This is a genomic window from Colwellia sp. MB02u-6, assembly GCF_014077095.1.
In the GTDB taxonomy this organism is placed as follows: Bacteria; Pseudomonadota; Gammaproteobacteria; order Enterobacterales; family Alteromonadaceae; genus Cognaticolwellia.
This window is the reverse complement of record NZ_JACGVG010000034.1, coordinates 195,311-221,021: the sequence shown is the minus strand read 5'-3', so window position 1 is coordinate 221,021 and position 25,711 is coordinate 195,311. Positions and strand designations below refer to the sequence as shown.

Here is a 25,711-nt window from a genome sequence, read left to right as displayed (position 1 = left end):
TCACTACCGAGATAAAAGTAAATTTTAGTCTTGATCATGCAAAAAGATGCTCATCCATCATCATGATTGTTGCGGCTAATATCTTTTGTGATTTTTTAGTTTGATGGTCAAAATGCACCATTACAGCGGTACCTGATGCGCATTTTTTATCTTTCTGCCAAGCTTCTTGATAGACATCAAACGAGCTATTACCAATGCGGCTAATATAGGTTTTTAATTCGACATCAGCGCCATATTGCAGCTCAGCATGGAACTCAACCGTCGTTTTAGCTAAAATTAATTTCCAATCTGTTAGGTTTAAATCCGGTGAGAACCATTTAAAAACTGGATCGCGCGCGCCCTCAAACCATTGTGCAACCACGGTATTATTAATGTGACCTAGCCCATCCGTTTCACAAAATCTTGGTCTTATACATTCTTTAATCATAATGACTCTCTACATCGCTTTATTATATAAATACTTAACTATTTAAATTGCTGCTATCAACACTTGAGTAGATCGATATCTCGGTATTGGGTGATTGTCATTTCATTAAGCTGAATACCCATGGCAAAAACAAGGCTTAGTAAATAAACATTGCGACACATACTACAGAGATTTTTCAGCAAGGTAATTAAATTAACAGCGCTTTGTTGTACACTAAAACCAGATGAGTAATCAGAAAATAGCTATGACAGGCTTTATTAAAGTATCCCCTAACGCACTCAGTCCAGAATTTTATCAAAAATTTGTGCTCGATTTTTACAATAGCCCACATCAAGTACCTGGCAGAACGGGTCACAGCGTTGATACCACTAAAAGCTCAGCCACGATATTTATCTCGGTCAACATGCAAAGTTTCAACCGGTATTACAAACAATATTAAAGGCCTGTAGCGAACAAATAATCGATTGTATTGGCAAATATTTTTTTAGCTTAATTGGGGGTATATCGCTAACAGTACAGCATGCTAAAACCGAGAAGGCCGTAGTATTGACTGTTGATAACTTTGAAGAATTGGACAAACCTAACTTATGTAATTTGATAAAGTATTTGTTTAACTTAGCCCCACAACGTTATGAGCAAGGTCAGGGTAATTATGGCTATTGGCACTCGGACATATTTCTGCAACTGGTTGAGAACAAAGCACTGCATCAGGTATTACTGTTTTTAATCTATTTAAATGATATGGAAGAAGGCGGTGAAACTGATTTTTATTATCAAAATAAAAGCATTAAACTTAAAGCGGGTAGTATGGTTATTGCCCCATGTAGCTTTACTCATACACAGAGGCAACATTCCTATTTCTTCCAATAAGTATGTATTAACGTCTTGGGTGAGCTTTAACCCAGCAAAGCAGGCTTATACTCCAAGTTAGCAAAAAAGTACCCACCACTAGGCTTGTACTTAACGGCCTTGTCAAAGAAAAGTCATTGTGGGAGTTATTCTAAGCCAACAATTAACGCACTACGCCCTTAGCTATAGAGGGTATCAGCTGGCTCAATTTCATCGTTTATTAGCCTCTTAGTCACTTTCACTAAAGTCAGCATTATTAATGTCACTTAGATTCAAATAATAAAAGCATAATGTTGTCATTATGCTTTTTATTCAATGAGATGAAAATTGTTAACAAAACTCAACATTCACCACTAAAGAAAGCGTTTTAGTAAGCGATCAACTTGTGTCATACGTAATCTTTTCAGTAGTTTACGAGGTTTTTCTGGATAGCTTTGTGCGCTTTCAATATCAGCTGACTTACCTACTATTTTGGTGTGATGACTAATACGTTGAAATTCAGCATTAAATTTATCCATTAGCTGACCTTTTTCGTCATCAAGTAAAATGCCATTTTCCAAATCTAAAGCCCATGCTCTTGGGTTCAAATTGCTGCCAGTTAACAAATGATAGCGTTCATCAACCACTAAGCCCTTCAAATGAAAACTGTTATTGTCGTGCTGCCATAACCTTAGCGATAAGGTGCCATTATCCAAATATTTTTGACGTCGTGATAAGAAAGTGGCTAATAAACGTTCATAAATATAAGGCACAACCTCAACCGTTGAAAATGTTGCTTCATTAGCATTATAGAAGTCATTGGCTTTTTTATCACCCACAATCAAGGTGACTTTAACACCACGTTTTAGTGCGGCGTCTAAGTCTCTTAATAAAGGTTTAGGTAAATTAAAATAAGGGGTAAAAATAACTAAAGTATCGCGACTACTGCGAACTAAGTCTCTAATGACGCGATTAAGTTGGTTGCCTCTCCGACCGCAACCAACAAACATAGACGCTTGAATATCATCAGCTTTATAGTCGCGTTGATCGACACTAAATGGACGATATGTTGATGACTTTAATAATCGCGTTAAACGAAGAATATTGCGTTTTACTATTTTGCTGTCTGGCAACTCGCCATGATTTAATCGTGGCGCCAAACTTGAGTCAATAAAGTAATCTTGCAGGTACTGGCAAAAATTATCCGCTAACACTTGGCTGTCTAAGCGATAATAGCGGTCGAGACGATAACGCCCCGCTTGTTGTAAATACACATCATTAATACTAGCCCCCGTGTAAAGCAGTACGTTATCAATCACCATGCCTTTTAAATGTAAGACGCCAAGTAATTCCTTACGTTTAACCGGCACACCGTAAATATTAATCGATACTTGATGTTGCTGTTCAAGTGCTAAATAGAGATCTCGATTACCACCAGACTCTTTTTCACCAATCAAACCGCGTTGTGCGCGATGAAAATCAACAAACAAACAAATATCTAATGTGGGGTCCTGCTGTTTTGCTTGATATAAAGCAGCTAGCACTTCTCTGCCCGCTGCATCGTCTTGAATATAAAGCGCAGAAATATAAATACGTGATTTTGCTTGGACAATTTCAGCCAAAAGCATTTGCTTAAAATCAGCAGCGCAATGGGCAATATCTATATCGGTATTTGCGATCCCAACGTTAGAATTAACGATAACCATATTAGCGGTTGCCCGCTTGAGTAGTAGCTAAATTAAGTGTTTTATTATGAGTCATTCAATCTAAGTATTATTTTTCAAGGTAAACTAGCCTGATTGTACCGCAAGATCTTCTGCGAGTTGAGACATATTAATGCCTATATGTGTAACACGCTGACTTGATAGTGATAAAATGTCGATATTTACAGCAATATCGAGCATGTTTGATGTTCAAAACCACACTAACAACGAGTGGTTTTGAACATAGAGCAAGGCTATATTTTATTTCATAAACTGAGCGATTAGCCTTTGTTGCACAGTCATGAGCCATTTTAATTAGATTTTAGCCGCCAATTCTGCTGCTTGTCTAATGGCCTGTTTTGCATCAAGTTCAGCAGCAATGCTCGCTCCACCAATTAAATGTGCCGTAACGCCTTGTACTTGCAACTCTTGATAAAGACCGCGTTCAGATTCTTGCCCTGCACAGATAATAATATGGTCTACTGTTAGCGTTTGCTGTTCACCATCAATAGAAATAACTAAACCTTCATCATTAACCTCTTGATAAGTAACACCCGCTAACATTTTCACACCATTTTTTTTCAAGGTAGAGCGATGGATCCAACCGGAAGTTTTACCTAAACCGCCGCCCACTTTACTAGCTTTACGTTGGAGTAAATAAACTTCACGGGCAGGGGCTTCTTGAACAGGTTTGCCGGATAAACCACCGTTTTCTTGATACTCTTTATCGATACCCCAGCTTTTTAACCATTTGTCAGGGTTTGTCGTCAACGACTCTTCTTCTACTAAAAATTCAGCGACATCAAACCCGATACCACCTGCACCAATAATGGCAACACGCTTACCTATCGGTGCTTTATCGCGTAATACTTGAATATAAGATTTAACTTTCTCATGTTCAATCCCTTTAATGTCCAGCGCTCTGGGCACAATGCCTGTTGCTAACACTATTTCGTCAAAGCCAGCCGCGATTAACTGTTCTGCGCTTTGTTCTTGATTTAAATGTAAGCCAATACCTAACAGTTCAATTTGCTTGTTAAAATAGCGTAAGGTTTCAAAAAACTCTTCTTTACCTGGTATTTGCTTGGCGTAGTTAAACTGGCCACCAATTTCATTACCCCGGTCAAATATCTCTACACTGTGACCACGTTGAGCCGCATAAACACTAAATGCTAAACCGGCAGGCCCTGAGCCAACCACGGCAATTTTTTTCTTGGCGGTAGTTTTTTCAAAGGTCAATTCAGTTTCATAACAGGCTGTTGGGTTGACCAGACATGACGCACGTTGCTGATTAAACACGTGGTCTAAACACGCTTGGTTACAGCCAATGCAGGTATTAATTTCATCACTTTTATTGGCCGCGGCTTTAGCAACAAAATTTTCGTCGGCTAAAAATGGTCGCGCCATTGACACCATATCAGCTTGGCCTGACGACAATATTTTTTCTGCCACTTCAGGAGTATTAATACGATTTGTGGTAATTAAAGGGATCTTGATCTCTTTTTTCATTCGCTCGGTGATCCAAGTAAATGCGGCGCGTGGCACTGAGGTTGTAATAGTTGGAACACGTGCTTCGTGCCAACCAATACCCGTATTAATTAAGGTCGCGCCTGCTGCCTCAACCGCTTTAGCCATAGTAACAACATCTTGCCAACTATTGCCGCCATCAACTAAGTCGAGCATAGATAAACGAAATATAACAATAAAATCATCACCAGCGCTTGCTCGCACCGCACGAATAGTTTCAATCGCTAAACGCATTCTGTTTTCAATGCTGCCACCCCATTCGTCGGTGCGTTTATTGACTTTTACACAGCTAAATTGATTAATCAGGTAGCCTTCAGAACCCATAATTTCAACACCGTCATAGCCCGCTCTTTTTGCGAGTTTTGCCGAATAGGCGAAGTCTTTAATCGTACCTTTGATTTGACGTACTGACATAGCTTTTGGGGTGAAGGGATTAATCGGCGACTTTACTTTACTGGCTGACACACTAAACGGGTGATATGAATATCTGCCGGCATGTAATAACTGCAAACAAATTTTTGTTGGGTATTTATGCACAGCTGTGGTAATTTTTTTGTGTTTACTCACGTGCCAAAATCTACTTAACTCACAACCAAAAGGTGTTAATCGGCCTCGGGTGTTAGGACTAATACCACCGGTAACAATCAAGCCAACACCGCCTTTTGCGCGTGCTTGATAAAATGCTGCGAGTTTATCAAAACCACCCTTTTCTTCTTCAAGGCCAGTATGCATTGAGCCCATTAATGTTCGATTAGCTAAGGAGGTAAAGCCTAAATCTAATGGCGCTAATAAGTGTGGAAAGGCAGCATTATTATTCATATTAAGTCACTTTTGTGGTTGTCATATTAATTTATCACCATTGAAATAAAGTATCGATCATTCTAAGATGGCCTAAATAATCCATACCTGCTTTGCCTGCAAAGATGCCAGTACTTATGTTTAGTCTACAACAATAAACATCTGCTTTTAATCACACACGATAGCTATTGCCACTGACTTATTTCGATGGGTATTATATCTAAAGCTAGTTCATGTTTTTTGCTCGAACCAGCGAGTGTATAAAATATCTGCTACTCAGGCAAAACTCAAGCTTTATTTTGACACCTGTCAGATAGGGATTGTTACTGCCTAAATTTACTGTCGTAAAACGTGCCCGTTTACTTTTGATATAAACTTAGTATGCTGCGCTGTAAACATTGCTATGCTGGGCTGTAATTCATAAGGAGAGCGTATTATTAACATCGACAAAAATAGCATCATTGATCAAATTACTGCGCAACTGCAACAGGAATTAGATTTGGCATTAGTGGCAGCAAATAATGCCCACAAGGCGGCGACCGACGACCAGTCGGTCGCAGAAACACAATATGACACATTGGCAATAGAGCAAAGTTACCTAGCCGAAGGCCAGTCAAGACGTGTGGACGAGATTCGCTATGCGATTAAACGCTTACAAAGTATTCCTCTAGCCGCATTACAGAAAAAACCACAAATAAACATTGGCTCAGTTGTCCAGTTGGAAAAAGACATTGATAAACAACAGTGGTTTTTTCTTGCGCCTGCTGCTGGTGGTTATCGCTGCAAGTTAGCTCTGCAGAGTAATACCATTAATATTGTTGTTATTACGCCACAGTCGCCTATAGGCGCTGCCATGATAGGAAAAGTGCTTGATGATGAAATCAATATACAAATAGCCGGAAAAAATATCGCTGATTTCATCACTATGGTAAATTAAAAGCCTTTGAGCTTGGCTTAATAACCTTGGAGATTAATGATAAAAGTACAAACTCACTATGGATTGAGCAGTGCTTTGATACCAGCAAGATCAGCGGTTTTATCATCCACTTTCAAATAAGCCACAGCCTCGTCATGCATGATAGTAATTTCAATTACGCCCGGCATTTCACTTAGTTGTTGTGCTATGTCACGCGCTTTTTCATCACTAATAATATTGGTTGCAAAACTATAAGCTTTAGATTTTTTCAACGGCTTCATACCCAAACTTAATAGCAACCAAACCAGCGCAAATAAACCTGTGACTAAAAATATAGTTTGCTCACCAAATTCACCAGCAATAAAGCCGCCAAGAATACCGCCAGCAAAAGCGCCTAAAAACTGGCTACTAGAATAAATGCCCATCACACTGCCTTTTACGCCGGCAGGAGCAATACGCGACAATATTGATGGCATGGTCGCTTCTAAGTAATTAAAGGCGGTAAAAAACATCATTACCAATACAATTAATGTCGTTATACTGGTGGGTAGGTACCAGAGTAATAATAAGGCTATCGCTAGCAAGGCCACTGCGGCGCTAAACATTTGCGTCTCTTTTTGTTTTTTCAATCCGATAATCATAAAGGGCACCATCAGAAAAAACGAGCCAATTAAGGTCGGTAAATAAAGCTGCCAATGTTGTTCCAGCGCTAAACCATTCTCAACAAACTGCTTTGGTAGAGTGACAAAACACGCGGTTAAGGCCATATGTAAAATGAATACACCCCAATTTAAACGTGACAATTGCCCGTCACGAATCAAGCGGCCAAGTTTTGAAGGTAATGCAACATTGTCACCTTTAGGAGCGGTATTAATTGAATTAGGGACAATAAATTGAATAGTTAGCATGGCGAATAGGGTTAATATCGCAATAAACCAGAACAAGCCACTCAAACCAAACGCTTGAGCGACTATTGGGCCAATAATCATAGCAACAGTAAATGAAAGTCCAATAAACATACCTATTGTCGCCATGACTTTTGGCCGTTGTTCTTCACGACTTAAATCTGCTGCTAATGCCAATATAGCACTGGCTATCGCACCCATACCTTGCAATGCACGACCTAGTACCACGCCATAAATAGTTTCTGACATCGCCGCAACAATACTACCGAGAAGAAATATCAACAATCCTACTAAAATAACGGGTTTTCGACCAAATTTATCCGATAAAATACCCATAGGAATTTGTAACAATGCCTGTGTTAATCCATAAGCACCAATCGCTAAGCCAAGCCAAATAGGACTATAACCAATAAGTTCTTCACCATAAATGGCAAAAACAGGTAAGATCATAAACAAGCCAAGCATTCGTAAGCCGAATACGGATGCTAACGATATGGCGGCCTTCTTCTCAATACTATTTAAACCAGATGCACTCATGAAGGTGTTAACTCTTAATTTGTAGGGGATATAGCTATACTCTTTCTCGGCTTACTAAAATCTGCATCTTGAAGTCGAGCGAGTATATATAAACGCACATATCTTAACACGGGTTTTGAATGAACAAAAACAGAGATTTTAGCTGAATTTGGATTAAAAAACTGTGCGATAATATTCGATTCTAACTTTATGTTCAGGTAAAACAAGGTTTAGAATAGTTTACTGTAAAAATAGCCTTGCTCGGGTCGTATTCTGTTGTGAATAATTATTTAAATCTTGCTCGAACCTAAGGTAATTTACAATCAGTCTGATCTTTGCATACAGGTATTTCGTACAATAAATCTCGGGCGCTAAACTGGTCACCATGTCATTATGAAGAAAATTGAAGTCAGGGGTGCTCGCACTCATAACTTGAAAAATATTAATGTAGATATTCCTCGCGACAAATTAATTGTTATCACCGGTCTTTCCGGCTCAGGTAAATCTTCCTTAGCCTTTGATACCTTGTACGCTGAAGGACAAAGACGTTATGTAGAATCACTTTCTGCTTATGCGCGCCAATTTTTATCCTTAATGGAAAAGCCTGATGTCGATCACATTGAAGGTTTATCTCCGGCCATCTCAATTGAGCAAAAGTCGACTTCGCACAACCCGCGTTCAACGGTTGGCACTATCACCGAAATATATGATTATTTACGCCTGCTTTATGCCCGTGTTGGTGAACCTCGTTGCCCAACACATCACCAACCGCTAGCTGCACAAACCATTTCACAAATGGTTGACCGGGTATTAGCGCTTGAAGAAGGTACTAAGGTCATGGTGTTAGCACCCGTGCTACAAGACCGTAAAGGCGAACATGTTAAGTTACTCGATAATCTTGCCGCTCAAGGCTATATTCGTGCTCGAATAGATGGCGAAATTTGTGATTTATCCGATCCTCCAAGCTTAGAATTACAGAAAAAACATACTATTGAGGTCGTCGTGGACCGTCTTAAAGTGCGTGAAGATATTCAATTGCGCCTTGCTGAATCTTTTGAAACCGCGCTTTCACTGACCTCAGGTACGGTTAAAATTGGCTTTATGGATGAGCCAAAAAGAGAGGAATTAGTGTTTTCAGCTAATTTCGCCTGCGCAAAATGTGGCTATAGCATGCAAGAATTAGAACCACGCTTGTTCTCTTTCAACAACCCCGCAGGCGCATGTCAAACCTGTGATGGCTTAGGTAATCAGCAGTTTTTTGACCAGGGTCGTGTTATTGCCAATCCTGCGTTAAGCTTGGCTGGTGGCGCTATTCGTGGTTGGGATAAGCGTAATTTCTATTATTATCAAATGTTGCAAGCATTAGCTGAGCATTATCAATTTCCCTTAGATTTAGCGTTCAATGAGTTGGATGAAAAAACTCAGCAACTGATTTTAACCGGCAGTGGTAAACAAAAAATTGAATTTAAATACATGAATGACCGTGGTGACATTGTGATTCGCAAACATCCGTTTGAAGGTATTTTAAATAATATGGATCGCCGCTACCGCGAAACAGAATCTAACGCAGTACGTGAAGAGTTAGCTAAATATCTTAATAGCCAAAGTTGCCCAGACTGTAACGGTAGTCGACTGCGCTTAGAAGCGCGTAATGTTTTTGTTGGTAATACCCCATTAACTGATGTGGCAGAATATGCCATTGCGGATGCCTTGGCGTTTTTCCAGAACCTAGAGTTAACGGGACAAAAAGGACAAATTGCTGAAAAAATTCTTAAAGAAGTCTGTGACCGCTTAGGCTTTTTGGTCAATGTAGGCTTAAATTACCTTAACTTGTCACGCGCCGCAGGCACTTTATCCGGTGGTGAGGCGCAACGTATTCGTTTAGCGAGCCAAATAGGGGCCGGTTTAGTCGGAGTGATGTACGTTTTAGATGAGCCATCGATTGGTTTGCATCAACGTGATAATGAACGCTTATTAGAGACCTTGATCCATTTACGTGATTTAGGCAATACCGTTATAGTGGTAGAGCATGACGAAGATGCGATTCGCGCTGCTGACTACGTTATTGATATTGGCCCTGGCGCTGGTGTTCATGGCGGTCATATTATTGCTGAAGGCAATGTAGATGATATTTTATCATGTGAAGAGTCACTTACCGGCAGATATTTATCAGGTAAAGAACGCATTGAAATACCTAAGATTAGAGTGCCTTTTGATAAAAATAATGTTCTTGAACTTAAAGGCGCAACAGGTAATAACTTAAAAAATGTTGATGTAGTTATTCCTAATGGTTTAATGACTTGTGTTACTGGCGTTTCAGGCTCAGGCAAATCAACGCTGATTAACGATACCTTGTATAAACTTGCTCATATTGAATTAAATGGTGCAACCACACAAGAACCTGCACCCCATAAAGAAGTTATTGGTTTACATTTACTTGATAAAGTCATCGATATTGACCAAAGCCCGATTGGCAGAACACCACGTTCTAACCCCGCTACTTACACAGGTATGTTTACCGCTATTCGTGATATTTTTGCCGCCACACAAGAGTCGCGTTCACGGGGTTATAAAGCTGGTCGCTTTAGCTTTAATGTTAAGGGTGGACGCTGTGAAGCTTGTCAGGGTGATGGTTTAATTAAAGTTGAAATGCATTTTTTACCTGATGTTTATGTACCCTGTGACGTGTGTAAATGTAAACGTTATAACCGTGAAACCTTAGAAGTAAAATACAAAGGCAAAAGCATTCATGAAGTGCTTGATATGACCATTGAAGATGCTTGTGATTTTTTCTCACCCATTCCAGCCATAAAACGTAAGTTACAAACCTTGATGGATGTTGGCCTCACTTATATAAAGCTGGGTCAGTCAGCCACCACACTTTCGGGTGGTGAAGCACAACGGGTAAAATTGTCGAAAGAATTATCAAAACGCGATACCGGTAAAACGCTTTACATTTTAGATGAACCCACCACTGGCTTGCATTTTCACGATATTAAACAGTTATTGCAGGTCATTCATCGTTTACGTGACCATGGTAATACTATTGTAGTGATTGAGCATAATTTAGATGTCATAAAAACTGCAGATTGGGTGATAGATTTAGGTCCAGAAGGAGGTTCAGGTGGTGGCGAAATATTGGTCACCGGCACGCCAGAGCAAGTGGCTCAACATAAAGACTCTCATACTGCGAGATTTTTAAAGCCCTTACTCGCTAAAGAAAAAGCAGCTAAAAAATCACGCGCTAAATAAAACATGACATCAGCATCACTATTGATGTTTTCTTAAAGGCTTGTTTTTATCACAAGCCTTTTTTGTGCCTAGTATCTCAACGCCGTTATGTTTAAGATAAATGAGTAAGCTGACAAAAACAGCGCTAATAATTAAAGTAGTGAACTAAATGACAAATGAGAATAACAATACTATAGCCTGGCAAAACCCAATGATTTATTTACTGGCCTTCTCTAGTGGCTTTTGCATTATGGGTATTGAACTATTAGGTGGCAGAATTTTAGCGCCATTTTTTGGCAGTAGTGTCCATATTTGGGGCAGCATAATCACAGTATTTATGCTGAGTTTATCTTTTGGCTATTTAGCCGGTGGTAAGTTATCGACTAAAGCAGCTTCTTTACACCGTTACGGATTAATTTTCATCTGTGCGGGTATCGCTATTTTACCCGTAGCATTTTCTTCACAAGGGATAATGGAAGCTATATTTCTTGCCATTGAAGATACCCGTTATGGTTCATTATTAGCATCAATGGCCTTGTTCTTTATACCCACCGTGATACTGGGCATGATTTCACCTTACTCGGTGCGCTTGTTAGTAACCGATAAAAACAAAAGCGGCCAAGTCGCTGGCTTTCTCTACTTTGTCTCAACACTTGGCAGTGCTTTGGGTACCATTATAACCTCGTTTTACTTGGTGTTACTGTTTGAGGTTGACGATATCATTATGGTGTTTAGCAGCGCACTTATTATGCTAGGTATTACCGCTATGATCTTTCATCGTGTCAATCAGTCTAAAAATAGCCTTAATAACCATACTAGCAATCAGCAAGGAGCTGCAGATGAATAAATTAATCACTACCCTCCTAATCGCCATCATCAGCAACGCTCTGATTAGTTCAGCCTTAAGTACACAAGCGATGGGCAAAACTATTCACAGTGAGCGTTCATTATATCGAAACATATTAGTTGAAGAAGATAGCGGTTTACGCTGCTTAAAATTCAATGTTAAAAGTGCTAAAACCCAACAAAGTTGTATGTTAGTCGACGATCCGCAACGCTTGGTTTTTAACTATACAAAAATGTTATTTTCGAGTTTATTAATTAACCCTAACCCTGAAGGTATTTTAATTATTGGTTTAGGCGGCGGCACAATGTCAAATGTCTTACACCAAATTTATCCAAAGGCGAGCATTACTAACGTGGAAATAGATCCGGCAGTCATTAAAGTTGCTCGAAACTATTTTGACTTTTTTGAAAATAAAAATATTACCGCGGTGGCACAAGATGGGCGCATTTTTGTTAAACGAGCGGTGATCAAAAAACAGCAATACGATTGGATAATTCTCGACGCCTTTAACGGTGACTACATACCCGAACATTTAATGACCCAAGAATTCTTACAAGAAGTTAAAAGCTTACTGAGCGATAACGGTGTGTTAGCAGCAAATACCTTCTCGGTGAGTAAGTTATACAATTATGAATCAGCGACTTATAAAGCCGTTTTTGGCGACTTTTTCAATGTTAAAAATGCCAACAACAGTAATCGGATTATATTAGCCAGTGTTAAGGCTTTACCTAAACCTGATATTATCGCCCAGCACGCTAAAGCGTTAAAAGAAAAGTTATCGCCATTTAATGTCGATATTACCAAAATTAGCCATAAAATGATCTCAACAGCAACGACGCAGGATTGGCCGCCAGCATCGCCACTATTGACCGATCAGTATTCGCCGGCAAACTTATTAAATTTAAAAAACTAAGTGTAAAGCGCTAAGATGATAATCAGCACATTAAAATAATAACTCAGCTTAATTTTTGTGCCTGAACTAACTTTTCTTTTTTAAACTTAAACGCTTTTTGCCTAAAGATGTTGTTGTGGGTTTTTTCACATCGATGCGGGTTAATGTCCGTGAAGCAGCCGGTGATTTCGACACTATGGTTTTACTGGCATGTTTGACATCTGTTATAACCACTTTTTCAACTTCAACATTGACCCCTACTGGAACAAGGTCATCGTCAATAACTTCTGCTTCAGTGACTTCTGCTGCAGTAAAGTTATCACCCAGTGCGGTTTTACGAGAGCCAGCCACTGCGGTGTTTATCTCCGCCATTTCACTTGTAGTTAAGTCGCGCCAATCTCCCGAACGTAAATTGCCCAGTTCAACATTCATAATACGCGAGCGTTGTAGTTCAATAACTTCATAATCAAGGTATTCACACATACGGCGAATTTGTCGATTCAAACCTTGGGTCAGAATAATACGAAAAACATATTTACTCTCATGTTTGACAATACAGGGTTTTGTAATAGTGCCTAAAATAGGGACACCTTTTGACATACGCTCAACAAAGCGCTCACTGATCGGCTTATCAACTTTGACGATATATTCTTTGTCGTGAGCATTTTCTGCCCGTAATATTTTATTAACAATATCACCGTCACTGGTCAAAAATATCAGTCCTTCTGAGGGTTTGTCTAATCTACCGATAGGAAATATGCGTTTAGTATGACCAATAGCATCAATAATATTACCTTTTACTTGCCGCTCAGTAGTACAGGTAATACCAATGGGTTTATTATAAGCAATGTAAACTCGGTCGGTATGATTACTCGCGCTGGCTTTAATCTCGTTACCGTCAATACACACCGTATCACCGGACACAACTTTAGTGCCAAGCTCTGGTACTTTGCCATTAATGGTCACACGATTGTTTTCGATCAATTTATCGGCAAATCGACGCGAACAATAGCCCGAGTCACTAATATATTTGTTTAAACGTTTTTCGTAACTTGACACTGGCTATCCTAAATAAGATCAGTAAATAACTGTAAATTCTAAATTTGATAGGTGGTATTTTACCTAAATTTTGTCACACTGTAGAGCAATGTTACAAAAAGCTGTAAAAAACTCGATAAATAAGGAATAAATATGAAAATAATCGCATTTGGTGCAAGTTCAAGCAGTAAATCAATCAACAAACAACTTGCCACGTATGCCGCTAACTTAGTCGCTGAAGTTCAGGCAAATGTTGACATTGAAATACTCGATTTAAACGACTTTGAATTACCGCTTTTTAGCCAAGATAAGGAAATAGCATTGGGTCAACCTAAAGCCGCGAAAGCCTTCTTCAATAAACTTGGTGAAAGTGACGCCATTATTATTTCATTTGCTGAGCATAACGGCAATTACAGTGCCGCCTATAAAAACTTATTTGATTGGGCCTCGCGCATTGATAAAAAAGTTTATCAAAATAAAGCCATGCTATTATTAGCCACATCTCCTGGCCCAGGCGGTGCCGGCAGTGTGTTAGCAGTAGCGACAGATTCAGCGCCTTACTTCGATGGCCAAGTAAAAGCATCGTTATCTGTGCCAAACTTTTTTGATAACTTTGACGTAGAAAATACTAAGTTAACTAATGATGAATTACATCAGCAATTGTTCAATGCCGTGAAACTTTTAATGGCATAATTTTCAGTAAAGACCTAAAATTACGCTATGATTTTTAGGTCTTACCACTGTCTTTAACTTGAGTATTAACAATAACACTCGGTTGTTTGGCCTTAGTCTCCACTTTGATTGTTCCCCCTCTATTGCCAATAGAAAAAGAACTACACCCAGAGACAGTGAATATAATGATTGATAGCCATAATAGCGCCTGATTTACTGTCATATGTTACTCATTAATTTTCTGCGATTACGCTCATTTTAGCCAGTTGACGATCATGATATTTAGCTAAGACACTAATGGCGATAATCGCCCCTATCAACGCTAATGCCATATCTGACTGGGTATCCCAAATATAACCTTGTGTACCCAAAAATGCTTCAGCATTTTCGCCTGTGGCAATAGCAACCCACCATTCTATTAATTCATAAAAGGCGCTAAAGGCCAAGCAAATAGCAACAATAATGACATTTAACCAAGCTTTGCCATTGACAATTTTTTGGCGAATAAGGATCTCACGGGCAAGTAAAGCGGGCACAAAACCTTGAAAAAAATGCCCGACTTTATCGTAGTTATTTCGCTCAGAACCCATCCAATGTTCGATCTTGTCGAATAAGGGGACTTCTGCATAAGTATAATGACCGCCCACCATTAACACGATGCAATGCAGTAATATCAAATTATAAAGTAAACACGTTAGCTTGAAACGCTGAAAACTTATCATTATCAGCACTAAACCTATCAGCGCCGGCAATACTTCTAAAAACCAAGTGAATTGATCTTTTGCCCCAATACCTGACCAAATCAAGACAACAAAAAAGCACACTAACCAGAGAACCTTCAACATTTTATTCACTCTTTAATAAATGGCTTGCTCAATAGGCCAAATAAACTTAGTAGCCATATTTGAGCTTAATCTTCTGCTAACCAAAAAAATGTTATCGCCAAACGCTTAGTTCTTTTTTCATTGCCAAAATAGCCACTGGCGCTATGAGCAATATTACCTTTAAATAAAATTAGCCGATTAAATTTATTCTCTATGGCGACATCTTCATACCAAGCATCTTTTGGTAAACTATCAGTTTTAAGCGCATCAACTAAATTTAAGTAAGGTGCTTGCACCAAGTTGCCACCCGCAGCACCATTGCCATATTTTAATCGATAAAAGCTAGTGCCTGAATGCACTGGTGGATTTTGGCTCAAATACAATACCGCGCCATAACGACATAACTTTCGATTATCAACATGTGGTCTTGCTTCACCCTCTTCAGCTCCCACCAAAATGGCCGTATTACTGTCAACCACAACACTGTCTGATTCAGCAACCCAAAAATTAGCTTTATTAACTTGTGATTTAGCCCAATCTTCAATAAATTGTAAATCACTTTTACTTAAAGCGTTTTTTGAACGCATTCCTGGCCAAAGTTCTTTAGTGTAGGGTGAGCCTAACTTCCATTTCTTTTTGTTATAGCATTTATTCGCTAATTCAACGGCCTTCTTTGCTGGGAAAAGGTCATCTTGAATCCAATAATTCACCCCCAGTTCAGGTTTTTCATAAGGTAGTGTTGGCGAGTTATACGGAATTGCTGATAGCACCATATTTTCATCATATTTTTTATACATACTAATTACTTTCTATACCCTTATCTAAATTCAACTATATCAAAATATTAACCTAAACTCATAGCCTATAATAATTACCTTTGGCAACGCTAAATATACTCATTGCTGCTTCATCTCTTCTTGTCGGTAATGGGTAATGCTAGGCTGATGACTTTCGATACAATCCCAGCGCTCAATCATCATAAATTGCTCTCCATGCTCATGATGCTTTACAAGCTCACAGGAAAGACATCCTTTAGCTGCGATATACAGGGCATAAGTATTTGTAAAAAGTATAAAGTACAGCTGACGTTTTTGCTGCAGCAGTGAATTCATTAACACGTACTATACTTATAATAAGCTCTTGACCTGATTGTTCATTATCATTAATGGCTTATGGTTAGTTTATTATAAGTCTGACTTTTTTCTAGATATACTGTCATTAAAGTGCAGTCCTCACTTTTTAAACACCCTATTTTTTAGTAATAACACTGAGCAATTCTACTATTTCATTCGGCTCATACAATGCGCCAAAACATTGGGTAAAGGCCGTAATTTGTTTAGTGCTTGGAAAAGTAAAATAATGACCTTGTCCCGCTTGAACAAGCGTTGTGATTTCACCACCCTGTTCAAGCGTCTTAATCGCTTGCTCAATCAATTGACACCCCCCGACATACAAAGACAACACATGCCACAGATAAGACTTATCCTGTTGCACTAACAATGTTGAATTAGCAATAATACCACCCGTATCTATCGTGCTGTCATCAATAAGGTGCAAACTTGTCGCCAACTGCTTATCGCCATTTAACAGCGCCCAAAACGTTGCCATAACGCCACGATAATTTGGCAATAATCCAGAATGTAAATTAATCACACCGTGTTTTGACAGCGCAATAATGGGTGGTTTTAAAATCACCCCATAACGAATTGAAATCATTAAATCAGCTGAAAATGCTTGAATTTTTGCCATACCCTCAGCTGAATTTATCTGATTTAAGGTTTCTATCTCAATAGCGTATTGCAGAGTAATTTCAGCATAACTTTTAAAATTCACTGATAGCTCGGTACTTGCCTGCACTTGCTCAAGCGTGCGATAAACCTCGTGCTGCTCAAATTGCGCTAACGCCTGCAAGGCTTGTGGACGTGTGCTATTGCCACCGACTTTACTGGATAAAAACACCTTGATATTATGCAGCTGTAATGATGGCAATAATAAATTTAACGCTACGTTACTGGCAATATCATTATTGAGCAATAAAACAATGTTCATCGTGGTCATTCCTATTGTGTTGCTATTGCATAAGACGGTTCGACTGAAGCATTAGATAATAGAATAAATCTACATTCAACTTTATTTTTATTACAGTCATAACCTTATGCACTTAACTGTTTCATCATATAATATCTGCAACCTGTTTTAGGGTAGCCTTGCTGCGTCCATTGCACTTGATAACCATGTTTTTCATAAAATGGCATGGCTTGAAAGTTAAGGGTGTCGAGTAAAGCCTTATTACAACCTCTAGCGAGCGCCGCCTGCTCTATTTGCTGTAATATTTTGCTACCCACTTGTTGGCCTCTGAGTGCATCTGATACCCATAAGGTATTAATCATTAACCAATCACCAAAGGTTCGTCCCGCAGCGCCAGCAATAACATCACCTTTGTCATCGTTTAACTTCACTGCAATAGCTTTACGTTCGCTGACTTCCCAATGCGCCCAGTTAAATTCAGCAATTTTTTCATCTAAAAAAGCGATCAACCCTGCTTCAGGATTTTCAATAACCTCAATCTTCATGTTTAATTCCTCTCAATTATATCAATTTTTTAACGCACTTTTCCTCAAGGTTAATGCCATAGTTATAGATAAATTGGTTTATAAACTATTTAATAATATTAGCTCTTTTGGCTGTGGCTTCATATCATAAGATAATCGTTTAAATAAGGTTTTAGCTATATGTCATGCTTTTATCTGAGCTGAATATGCGAACCGTGACTGTTGTTGATTAGCGTAATTCAGACGCAAGGAGCAAAATGCACTAATGCCTTGAAAGACAGAATGTCTGAGAGAGGCCTGAACATAAAAAACCCGGATATTTCCGGGTTTTTTTTATTAAAGGTTAACAAACAACGCTATTTTTCAAAATAAAATTTATCACGTTTATTATCGTAATTTCCTACTTCATTCATGGTATCGGCATTATACAAACGGCCATTAATCATGGTGTAAATCACTTTGTCAGATAAACGAATATCTTTACTGACATCGCCATCAACCACTAAAATATCGGCAAGCTTTCCAACTTTAAGTGAACCTAATTGGCTGTCTAAACCTAAGGTATGCGCCGGTGCAATGGTTGCAGTGCGAATAGCATTCAATGGCGACATGCCACCTTGTGCCATCATCCACATTTCCCAGTGCATGGCTAAACCTTCACGTTGACCGTGACCACCAGCATTAACCACAACGCCTAAATCTTGAAGCTCTTTTGCTACTTTGGCAACATTAATATGGTTGTAATGATGAAGCGGCGCTTTGGTACGACGCATTGAACGCGGATCTAAAAACTCGCTCGGTACATACTGGCTCAAACGTGGATGCTGCCATACGTCTGTCGTGTCATACCAATAATGTTCACCTGAAATACCACCATAAGCCACACCCATAGTTGGTGTGTAGGCCATTTCAGATTGTGACCATAACTGCTTGATATCGTCATAAATTTTCGCAGTCGAAATTGAATGCTCTAACGTCGTATGGCCATCAATAATCATAGATAAGTTATGTTGTAGCAGTGACCCCCCTTCTGGTACCACTAATATTTCTGCTTCACGCGCGGCTTGGATCATTTGTTGACGTTGATTACGACGCGGTTGGTTGTAGCTTTTAACACTAAACACACCGGCTTTTTTCAAACGTTCAATATGAAATTTAGCATCGGCTAAGCTATCAACATGCGAGGTATAACCCGCAACTGTGGCCCCGTATAAAATACTACCGGTAGAAAATAAACGTGGGCCAACAATATCACCAGCCTTTTGCATTTCACTCGCCGCAAAAAACTCAGTGGTGTCGTTTGACGGATCGTGAATCGTAGTTACACCTAACGCTAAACCTGCGTAATTTTTCCAGTTTTGCTGTGGAATAATTTCATTACTGCCTTGTGGCCCATGCGCATGCGCATCAATCAAGCCCGGCATAATCGACTTACCCCTAATATTAATCACCTTAGCATTTGACGGAATATCTACTTGGCCATTTTTACCCACCGCAATAATTTTATTACCCTCAACAAGCACTACACCGTTTTCTATAACTTGCTCGCCTTCCATAGTGATCACTTTACCACCAACAAAAGCGACACGGCCAGAAGGTTTATCTGCTTTTTCTTTAAAGCCTAAATAGGTTTTAAGCGGCGCGGATGTTGATGATTCTGTGGCCTGCTCTTCGTGGCTATTAGCCTCATCTTTAGCAACAGTTTTTTTATCACTTATATCAAATAAACCTGCGACACTTGCTTGATATAAATCTGGACCTAAGCTCCAATAAAGCTCATTAGACTCGCCATTCCAGTTGATACCTTCGCCAGCACGTAACGACAACTTTTTCACCGGTAAGTTTTTCGCCTTTGGACCAATATCTATCACTTGACCACGTTCAACAAATGGCGTTACAAAAACCTTAAAGCGTTCAGCAAAAGCTAAATATTGACCATCAGGTGACACCTTATATTCGGTAGCAAACTTACCCTGATAAAGCGCTTGTTCTTTGCTAGAGTTTGATAAATTATCTAAATTAATTCTCACCAGTTGCGGTATTTCACCTTTACGTAAGACATAAATACGATCATTTTTAGCACCAAAATGTGGCAGCAAACCTGATTCTGTTATCATTTTTGGCGCACCACCCTTGGCACTTACTGTATAAACGCCTGGGTTTAGGCCCCAAGTTGGATCGGTAATATAACCACCAGCCACTTTACGAAATACCACAGTTTTACCATTAGGAGAAAAACTTGGCTCTATGTACTTGCCCGGCTCTTGGGTTAGAACACTGCTTCTACCGCCACGTGATGATACTGAGCGAATTTCACCCAGCTTTTTATCATCCCAAGTGCTATAAACCACTGTTCTGCCATCACGCGAAAAACTAGGATTCAGTTCAAAGTGTGATGTTTGTTTGGTTAAACGCTTAGCTTGACCTTTAACTTGCCCATCGGCAATGGGGCGAATATAAATGTGTCCCATTGACTCGTAAACGACTTTTCGGCCATTAGGGGATATTTCAACATCACGCAACATTTTTATGTCAAAGTTGTCTTGATCAATATCTTGTTGAAAACGTAACGCTGTTTGGATTTTTTTCTCGGTTTTTACATGAAAAGGAATAATCGTGCTGGTATTACTTTCAAGATCGAGTTTATTAATTTGACCACCTGACCAAAACACCATGCCAGTGCTATTAGGTAGCCACGCCATATTAGGGTAAACACCGTGAATCGCCCACGTTTCTTGCATATCGCGATCTAAGTTTTCAAAAATCAGCTTTTCTTCGCCGCTTTTTAAGTCATACAAATATAAATTAGATTGAAAGTCGTCTCGGCTGATATAAGCTAAATATTGACCATCAGGTGACGGCACTGGCCTTATTGCTCCGCCTTTACCTGAAATAACTACTTTAATTTCACCGCTTTCAAGTGCTAAGCGTTTAATCTTATAAATGCCCTTCTCGGAGTCTTTACTGTAATGAAAAGTTTTACCCGGTGTGGCGTCTTGCGAGAAGTAAACGTATTTACCGTCAGCTGAAAATGCCGGTTCACCTAAATCTTTTTGCTCATTAGGTCGCTTGGTTAACATCACACCGTTGCCACCCGTTTTGTGATACATCCATACTTCGCCAGCACCTAGAGAACGAGAGCCCGTAAAGTGTTTACGGCCAACAATATAGTTACCATCAGGCGACCATGCCGGGCTATTTAATAAACGAAAAGTTTCACTACTGATCGCTTTACCCGCACTGCCATCGGTTTTCATGACCCATAAATTATCACCACCGTCTTCATCAGAGGTAAAAGCAATGTGCTTTCCGTCCGGACTAAAGCGTGGCTGCATTTGCCAAGCAATATCGGTCATCAAAGCGCTTGCTTCACCACCTTCAATCGGTAAAGTATAAATATCACCCAGCAGATCAAAGACTAAGATTTTACCATCTGGGCTAATATCAACATTCATCCAAGTACCTTGGCGAACGTCAATTTTGACGCTGGTAAATTCACCTTGGGGGCTGTTGACCGACCACTTTTCAGCGGCGGATTTTTTGGGTGTTTTAGCCACATCATTGTCAGCAAACGCCTGTTGGCCAGCGCCTAAAACTAAGGTAACACTAAGTGCTAGTGAAGAAATTCGAGTAGTAAATTTAGACATTAAATTCCACCTAATTATTGTTATTTGCCTACTACAACACATCAGCATTGAAAATTTAAGTCGAATGCGATAAATAGTCGCTATTTACCGTTAAACACCCATTATTAGCGTGTGGTGAATATAAATATTTATGATGATTAGCATGCATAAAAAATAGACAACTTTTTTATTTTTCAGTATGATATCTAAGCAATTCGCAACATAACAATAAACGATAAAAACAAGGAATGATTTTATGGAAAGATTAAAACAAGCACAGGCGAGCTTAGTGACTACTTATTCACTTTACAATGTCGCCAGTGAACAAAAGTTACCCCCCATTGATGCTGATGATACTAATACCCTAAAAGCGCTATTAGACGTTATTCAAAAACGTGAAGCGATTGCTTACGTACAAAAAATAAAAAAGAGCATTCCCACTGAAGTCACTGAACTAAAAAGATTACTTGCTGATGTTATGCTACTACTTGATGGTGTCGATATTAAAGTCCTGAAAGCAAAAAGCAAAATTACAGCGAATGCTGATTAGTTTATTGTCGGAAATTAATACCGTTCAAGAAGTACCTTTAACTTAAAGATATTCATTAAAAACCATTAGTGTAGAGCTATGTTATGCAGATTTATTAATTCCTACTTAGGTTAATAAATCTGCATAAGTAATTCTGCATGAGTAATATTAATCAGTTAATTAATATCTGTTCTTTCTACTAGCAAGTCTAACTTTGCAACCACTAATGGCGATTGCTAAAGTAAAATTTTTATACATAATTTCTGCTGGTATTACTATCGGTGTTGCTTGATAACCCCAGCGTAGCATAATTTTTTGTACCATATTTAACTGACAATTATAGCTCAGAAAGTGCTAACAATAGTTTTTCATGAATACCAGCAAATCCACCATTGCTCATAACGACTAGCGTATCACCTGCTTGGGCATTCGCCACAATATTGGCCACCAACTGACTAATATCTTGACTGACAAAACATGGCTGAACACAGTCAGTAATTAATGTCTCTACAGACCACTTAACTTGCTCGCCTTGATAAACAAACACCATGTCCGCATTGGATAACGATTTTGCCAAGGTGTCTTTATGCACACCTGATTTCATGGTGTTTGAGCGTGGCTCTAATATCGCCATCACCCGTCTAGTACCAACATTGGCTCGCACACCCGCTAATGTTTTGGCAATAGCTGTTGGGTGATGGGCAAAATCGTCAAAAACTCTAATCTGATTCACCTCACCTTTAAGCTCTAGTCGGCGCTTAGTATTAATAAAGCTTGTTAACGCTTCGATAGCTACTTTACTTGGCACCCCGGCATGACGCGCAGCGGCGATAGCCATTAAACCGTTGTCGATATTAAAATCGCCGATTAACGCCCAATTCACTCGCCCTTGTATTACCCCTTTAAAGCTGACAATAAATTCACTGCCATCAGCAATACATTTTTCTGCATGCCAACCCAGGAGTTTATCTGCTTCAACGACACTATATTCAGTAGGTGTCCAACAGCCCATAGCCAGTGTTTCGGTAATGGCAGGTTCATTTTTTGGTGATAAAATAAGACCATTGCTCGGCACCATACGAATAAGGTGGTGAAATTGACGTTGAATATCACTGATATCATGAAAAATATCAGCATGATCAAATTCCATATTATTGATGACGAGGGTATTCGGGCGATAATGAACAAATTTAGAACGTTTATCAAAAAATGCCGTATCGTATTCATCTGCTTCGATAACAAAAAATGGTGCATTACCTAAGCGTGCAGAACAATCAAAATTTTGTGGCACACCACCAATTAAAAAACCTGGCTCCATTCCAGCGTATTGCAATATCCAAGTTAACATCGAACTGGTAGTGGTTTTACCGTGGGTACCGGAAACAGCTAACACCCAACGATCTTTTAAAACATGCTCTAATAACCACTGCGGGCCTGAGGTATAAGCAATTTTTCTATCCAGAATGTACTCCACCATCACATTACCACGCGCCATAGCATTGCCAACAATCACTAAATCAGGCTCATCGTCTAAATGTTCAATTAAGTAACCTGATTTTAATTCGACACCCAGTTGTGCTAGCTGGGTGCTCATAGGTGGGTAAACATTGGCGTCACAGCCAGAAACTCGAAAGCCCATTTGCTTAGCAATAGCGGCAATGCCACCCATAAACGTACCACAAATGCCTAATATATGAAGATGCATAAAAACCTATTTAGATAACTCTGACGCGCGTATGCTAGTTTGAGCTAAAATTTAAATCACAATGAGGTCAATATACCTTAATCCACCAAAAATACATATTGCAAAGTCGATGCATTTTCCCCACTATCACAACGATTAACCCTAACGGAGTAATTAATTATCTACTGTAAATAATTACTCCGTCAGCATCACCATTAGTTACATCTGAGAGCGTTCATGAGCCAGGCTATGCTACAAAATATCTATGTTTATCCGATAAAGTCTAGCGCTAGTATTGAGCTATCAAATAGCTGGGTTGAAGAACTTGGCTTAGCCTTTGATCGTCGTTTTGTTGTTGCCAGCCCTGATGGGCAGTTTATCACCGCGCGTACGCAACCCACTTTATGCTTAATTCAAGCAAGTTTAACCGCAACAGGCCTAACCATTGTCGCGCCTAACATGCCAGCTTTAGTGATTGAATATCATCACCTTTGCCAAGGGTATATTGCTGTTAACCTGTGGAATGACACCATTAACGCCCAACAATGTCGAAAAAACATTAATCAATGGTTTAGTCACTATCTTCAAAAACCTTGCCTGTTACTCTTTTTTGGCTCAGATTCTCAACGTTTTGTTAAAAACAAAAATAGCCAAGTTGGCTTTGCTGACGCCTACCCTTTACTGCTTATTTCGCAAGCATCACTTGATAACTTAAATAAGCAATATAAAGCTGACACCACCACCATTTCCATGACACAATTTCGGCCAAATATAGTCGTGAATAACTGTGATGCTTTTGCAGAAGATAATTGGCAGCACATTCGCATTGGTGAAGTGGAGTTTGAAATAACCACCCCTTGCACACGCTGTATTTTCACCACTATTAATCCGAAGACTAGTGAAAAACATCAACAGCAAGAGCCTTTAAATACTTTGAAAAGCTATCGCCAATTAGCTAATGGTGACATTTTATTTGGCCAAAACTTAGTAGCGCTTAATCAAGGCCATATTAAACGTGGCGATAGCCTTGAAGTATTAAAGCGCCAAACAGCACCGGTATTTACCGTTAAAAGTAAGTCCGTTATTCATGCGACAAAAACCACCCAAGTAAAAAAGGATTCAACATTGACCGTTAAAACAAAAAAACCCGTACTCACCTTTACCAGCTTTAATAAAACCATTACCGGTAATAATAAGCAAACCCTACTTGAACAAGGCGAAGATGCCGGTTTAGTATTGCCTTATTCATGCCGCGGTGGCATGTGTGGTAGTTGCAAAGTAAAATTAGAACAGGGTGAAGTAGAACAAATTTGCCAAGATGGTTTATCCGACGAAGAACAGCAACAAGGCTATATATTAAGTTGTAGTTGTACGCCGCTTACCGACGTGGTTATTAGTCATCCCGTACGTAAACGACGTAACATCAGTGATGAATAAATAGAGCATAAAATATGAAGTTGAACTGTGATTTAGGTGAGTTTAAACATAATAACGATGCCGATATTATGCCATTGATTGATATGGCGAATATTGCCTGTGGCTTTCATGGTTCAGATCCCCTCACCATAAAAAAAACCATTAGACTTGCTCAGCAACATCAAGTGATTATTGGGGCGCATCCGAGCTACCCCGATAAAGAAAATTTTGGTCGTCAGTCTATCCAGCAATCGCAAGATGAATTAATCGCAAATATACAATATCAAATTGGTGCGTTGCAGGCACTGTGCGCGATTGAAAATGCTCAGCTTGTCTACGTAAAGCCGCATGGCGCGTTATACAACGATATGATGACCAGCTTAAGCCTATTTGATGATGTCTGTTTGGCTATTTCACAACTTAATCCTAATTATAACAAGCCACTATCTTTGATGATACAAGCTTTAGACAACAGTGATAAATTTCAGCAAATAGCGAAAAAACATCATCTTTCGCTTTATTTTGAGGCTTTTGCTGACCGAGCTTATTTGGATAACGGTTTTTTAGTGCCACGAAGTGCAGCCGGTGCGTTGTTAACCAACAATATTGATGTCGTCAGTCGTTGCCAAGATATACTTAATCAACAACCCTTACTCAGCATCAATCAACAAGCCTTGCAATTTCACATTGATACCTTATGCGTTCATGGTGACACGCCAAACGCCTTGGCAATGATTAAAGCGTTGCGCCAAACCATTAATCAGCAAAGGTCACGTTAAT

Annotated in this window: 22 protein-coding genes; 10 read left to right on the top strand and 12 right to left on the bottom strand. The window is 39.3% G+C overall.

The features are described 5' to 3' along the window. Window positions 1-34: 34 nt before the first annotated feature. Window positions 35-427, bottom strand: coding sequence for a thioesterase family protein (locus H4J46_RS09640; protein ID WP_182233281.1), 393 nt, complete (start codon window positions 425-427; stop codon window positions 35-37). 244 nt (window positions 428-671) lie between these two features. Between H4J46_RS09640 and H4J46_RS17245 the strand changes: the two genes are divergently transcribed. Both H4J46_RS17245 and H4J46_RS17240 read left to right on the top strand, forming a co-directional pair. Continuing rightward, window positions 672-866 carry a hypothetical protein gene (locus H4J46_RS17245; protein ID WP_259365772.1) on the top strand — a complete coding sequence of 65 codons (195 nt, stop codon included), beginning with the start codon at window positions 672-674 and terminating at the stop codon, window positions 864-866. Window positions 867-973: 107 nt separating this feature from the next. Continuing rightward, the gene (locus H4J46_RS17240; RefSeq protein WP_259365770.1) at window positions 974-1,297 is read left to right on the top strand and encodes a 2OG-Fe(II) oxygenase; all 324 of its coding nucleotides are present in this window, start codon (window positions 974-976) and stop codon (window positions 1,295-1,297) included. 332 nt (window positions 1,298-1,629) lie between these two features. Here the strand turns inward: H4J46_RS17240 and pssA are convergent, their stop codons facing one another. After that, window positions 1,630-2,961, bottom strand: a complete 1,332-nt coding sequence (gene pssA, locus H4J46_RS09630; RefSeq protein ID WP_182233280.1) for a CDP-diacylglycerol--serine O-phosphatidyltransferase — start codon at window positions 2,959-2,961, stop codon at window positions 1,630-1,632. A 312-nt stretch (window positions 2,962-3,273) separates the two neighbouring features. Beyond that, window positions 3,274-5,304, bottom strand: a complete 2,031-nt coding sequence (locus tag H4J46_RS09625) for an NADPH-dependent 2,4-dienoyl-CoA reductase (protein WP_182233279.1) — start codon at window positions 5,302-5,304, stop codon at window positions 3,274-3,276. A gap of 487 nt (window positions 5,305-5,791) precedes the next feature. Between H4J46_RS09625 and H4J46_RS09620 the strand changes: the two genes are divergently transcribed. Further along, a complete protein-coding gene (locus H4J46_RS09620; RefSeq protein ID WP_310650227.1) occupies window positions 5,792-6,220 on the top strand; it encodes a hypothetical protein in 429 nt (142 codons plus the stop codon). 56 nt (window positions 6,221-6,276) lie between these two features. Here the strand turns inward: H4J46_RS09620 and H4J46_RS09615 are convergent, their stop codons facing one another. Next, a complete protein-coding gene (locus H4J46_RS09615; RefSeq protein WP_182233278.1) occupies window positions 6,277-7,641 on the bottom strand; it encodes an MFS transporter in 1,365 nt (454 codons plus the stop codon). Window positions 7,642-8,013: 372 nt separating this feature from the next. On the opposite strand from H4J46_RS09615, the gene uvrA reads away from it, so the two are divergent. From uvrA to H4J46_RS09600, 3 genes are all read left to right on the top strand, one after another. Then, entirely contained in the window at window positions 8,014-10,872 is a 2,859-nt protein-coding gene (gene uvrA, locus H4J46_RS09610; RefSeq protein WP_182233277.1) for an excinuclease ABC subunit UvrA, read from the top strand. Between the two features lie 148 nt (window positions 10,873-11,020). Continuing rightward, window positions 11,021-11,698 (top strand): fused MFS/spermidine synthase, encoded by a 678-nt coding sequence (locus tag H4J46_RS09605; RefSeq protein ID WP_182233276.1) that lies wholly within the window; start codon window positions 11,021-11,023, stop codon window positions 11,696-11,698. Further along, a complete protein-coding gene (locus tag H4J46_RS09600; protein ID WP_182233275.1) occupies window positions 11,691-12,611 on the top strand; it encodes a fused MFS/spermidine synthase in 921 nt (306 codons plus the stop codon). The genes H4J46_RS09605 and H4J46_RS09600 overlap by 8 nt, the downstream gene beginning before the upstream one ends. A gap of 66 nt (window positions 12,612-12,677) precedes the next feature. Here H4J46_RS09600 and rluF read toward each other — a convergent pair whose 3' ends face one another. After that, a complete protein-coding gene (rluF, locus tag H4J46_RS09595) occupies window positions 12,678-13,649 on the bottom strand; it encodes a 23S rRNA pseudouridine(2604) synthase RluF (RefSeq protein ID WP_182233274.1) in 972 nt (323 codons plus the stop codon). Window positions 13,650-13,781: 132 nt separating this feature from the next. Here rluF and H4J46_RS09590 point away from each other — a divergent pair, with 132 nt between their 5' ends. Next, a complete protein-coding gene (locus tag H4J46_RS09590) occupies window positions 13,782-14,321 on the top strand; it encodes an NADPH-dependent FMN reductase (protein WP_182233273.1) in 540 nt (179 codons plus the stop codon). 212 nt (window positions 14,322-14,533) lie between these two features. Here H4J46_RS09590 and H4J46_RS09585 read toward each other — a convergent pair whose 3' ends face one another. From H4J46_RS09585 to H4J46_RS09560, 6 genes are all read right to left on the bottom strand, one after another. After that, window positions 14,534-15,142 carry a DUF2238 domain-containing protein gene (locus H4J46_RS09585; RefSeq protein ID WP_182233317.1) on the bottom strand — a complete coding sequence of 203 codons (609 nt, stop codon included), beginning with the start codon at window positions 15,140-15,142 and terminating at the stop codon, window positions 14,534-14,536. A 68-nt stretch (window positions 15,143-15,210) separates the two neighbouring features. Next, window positions 15,211-15,921 (bottom strand): DUF6445 family protein, encoded by a 711-nt coding sequence (locus tag H4J46_RS09580; RefSeq protein WP_182233272.1) that lies wholly within the window; start codon window positions 15,919-15,921, stop codon window positions 15,211-15,213. A 99-nt stretch (window positions 15,922-16,020) separates the two neighbouring features. After that, complete coding sequence (locus tag H4J46_RS09575) at window positions 16,021-16,236, bottom strand: hypothetical protein (protein WP_182233271.1); 216 nt, start codon at window positions 16,234-16,236, stop codon at window positions 16,021-16,023. Between the two features lie 136 nt (window positions 16,237-16,372). Then, window positions 16,373-17,173: a formyl transferase gene (locus H4J46_RS09570; protein WP_182233270.1), complete on the bottom strand. Its 801-nt coding sequence runs from the start codon at window positions 17,171-17,173 to the stop codon at window positions 16,373-16,375. Between the two features lie 104 nt (window positions 17,174-17,277). Next, the gene (locus H4J46_RS09565) at window positions 17,278-17,697 is read right to left on the bottom strand and encodes an N-acetyltransferase (protein WP_182233269.1); all 420 of its coding nucleotides are present in this window, start codon (window positions 17,695-17,697) and stop codon (window positions 17,278-17,280) included. Window positions 17,698-18,032: 335 nt separating this feature from the next. Beyond that, window positions 18,033-21,323 carry an amidohydrolase family protein gene (locus H4J46_RS09560; protein WP_182233268.1) on the bottom strand — a complete coding sequence of 1,097 codons (3,291 nt, stop codon included), beginning with the start codon at window positions 21,321-21,323 and terminating at the stop codon, window positions 18,033-18,035. 235 nt (window positions 21,324-21,558) lie between these two features. Between H4J46_RS09560 and H4J46_RS09555 the strand changes: the two genes are divergently transcribed. After that, window positions 21,559-21,852, top strand: a complete 294-nt coding sequence (locus tag H4J46_RS09555) for a hypothetical protein (protein WP_182233267.1) — start codon at window positions 21,559-21,561, stop codon at window positions 21,850-21,852. Between the two features lie 316 nt (window positions 21,853-22,168). On the opposite strand, the gene mpl is transcribed toward H4J46_RS09555, so the two are convergent. After that, complete coding sequence (mpl, locus tag H4J46_RS09550; RefSeq protein WP_182233266.1) at window positions 22,169-23,536, bottom strand: UDP-N-acetylmuramate:L-alanyl-gamma-D-glutamyl-meso-diaminopimelate ligase; 1,368 nt, start codon at window positions 23,534-23,536, stop codon at window positions 22,169-22,171. Between the two features lie 216 nt (window positions 23,537-23,752). Here mpl and H4J46_RS09545 point away from each other — a divergent pair, with 216 nt between their 5' ends. Together H4J46_RS09545 and H4J46_RS09540 are read left to right on the top strand one after the other, a co-directional pair. Continuing rightward, window positions 23,753-24,952: a YcbX family protein gene (locus H4J46_RS09545; protein WP_182233265.1), complete on the top strand. Its 1,200-nt coding sequence runs from the start codon at window positions 23,753-23,755 to the stop codon at window positions 24,950-24,952. Between the two features lie 14 nt (window positions 24,953-24,966). Beyond that, window positions 24,967-25,710, top strand: a complete 744-nt coding sequence (locus tag H4J46_RS09540) for a 5-oxoprolinase subunit PxpA (protein WP_182233264.1) — start codon at window positions 24,967-24,969, stop codon at window positions 25,708-25,710. Window position 25,711: the final 1 nt, after the last annotated feature.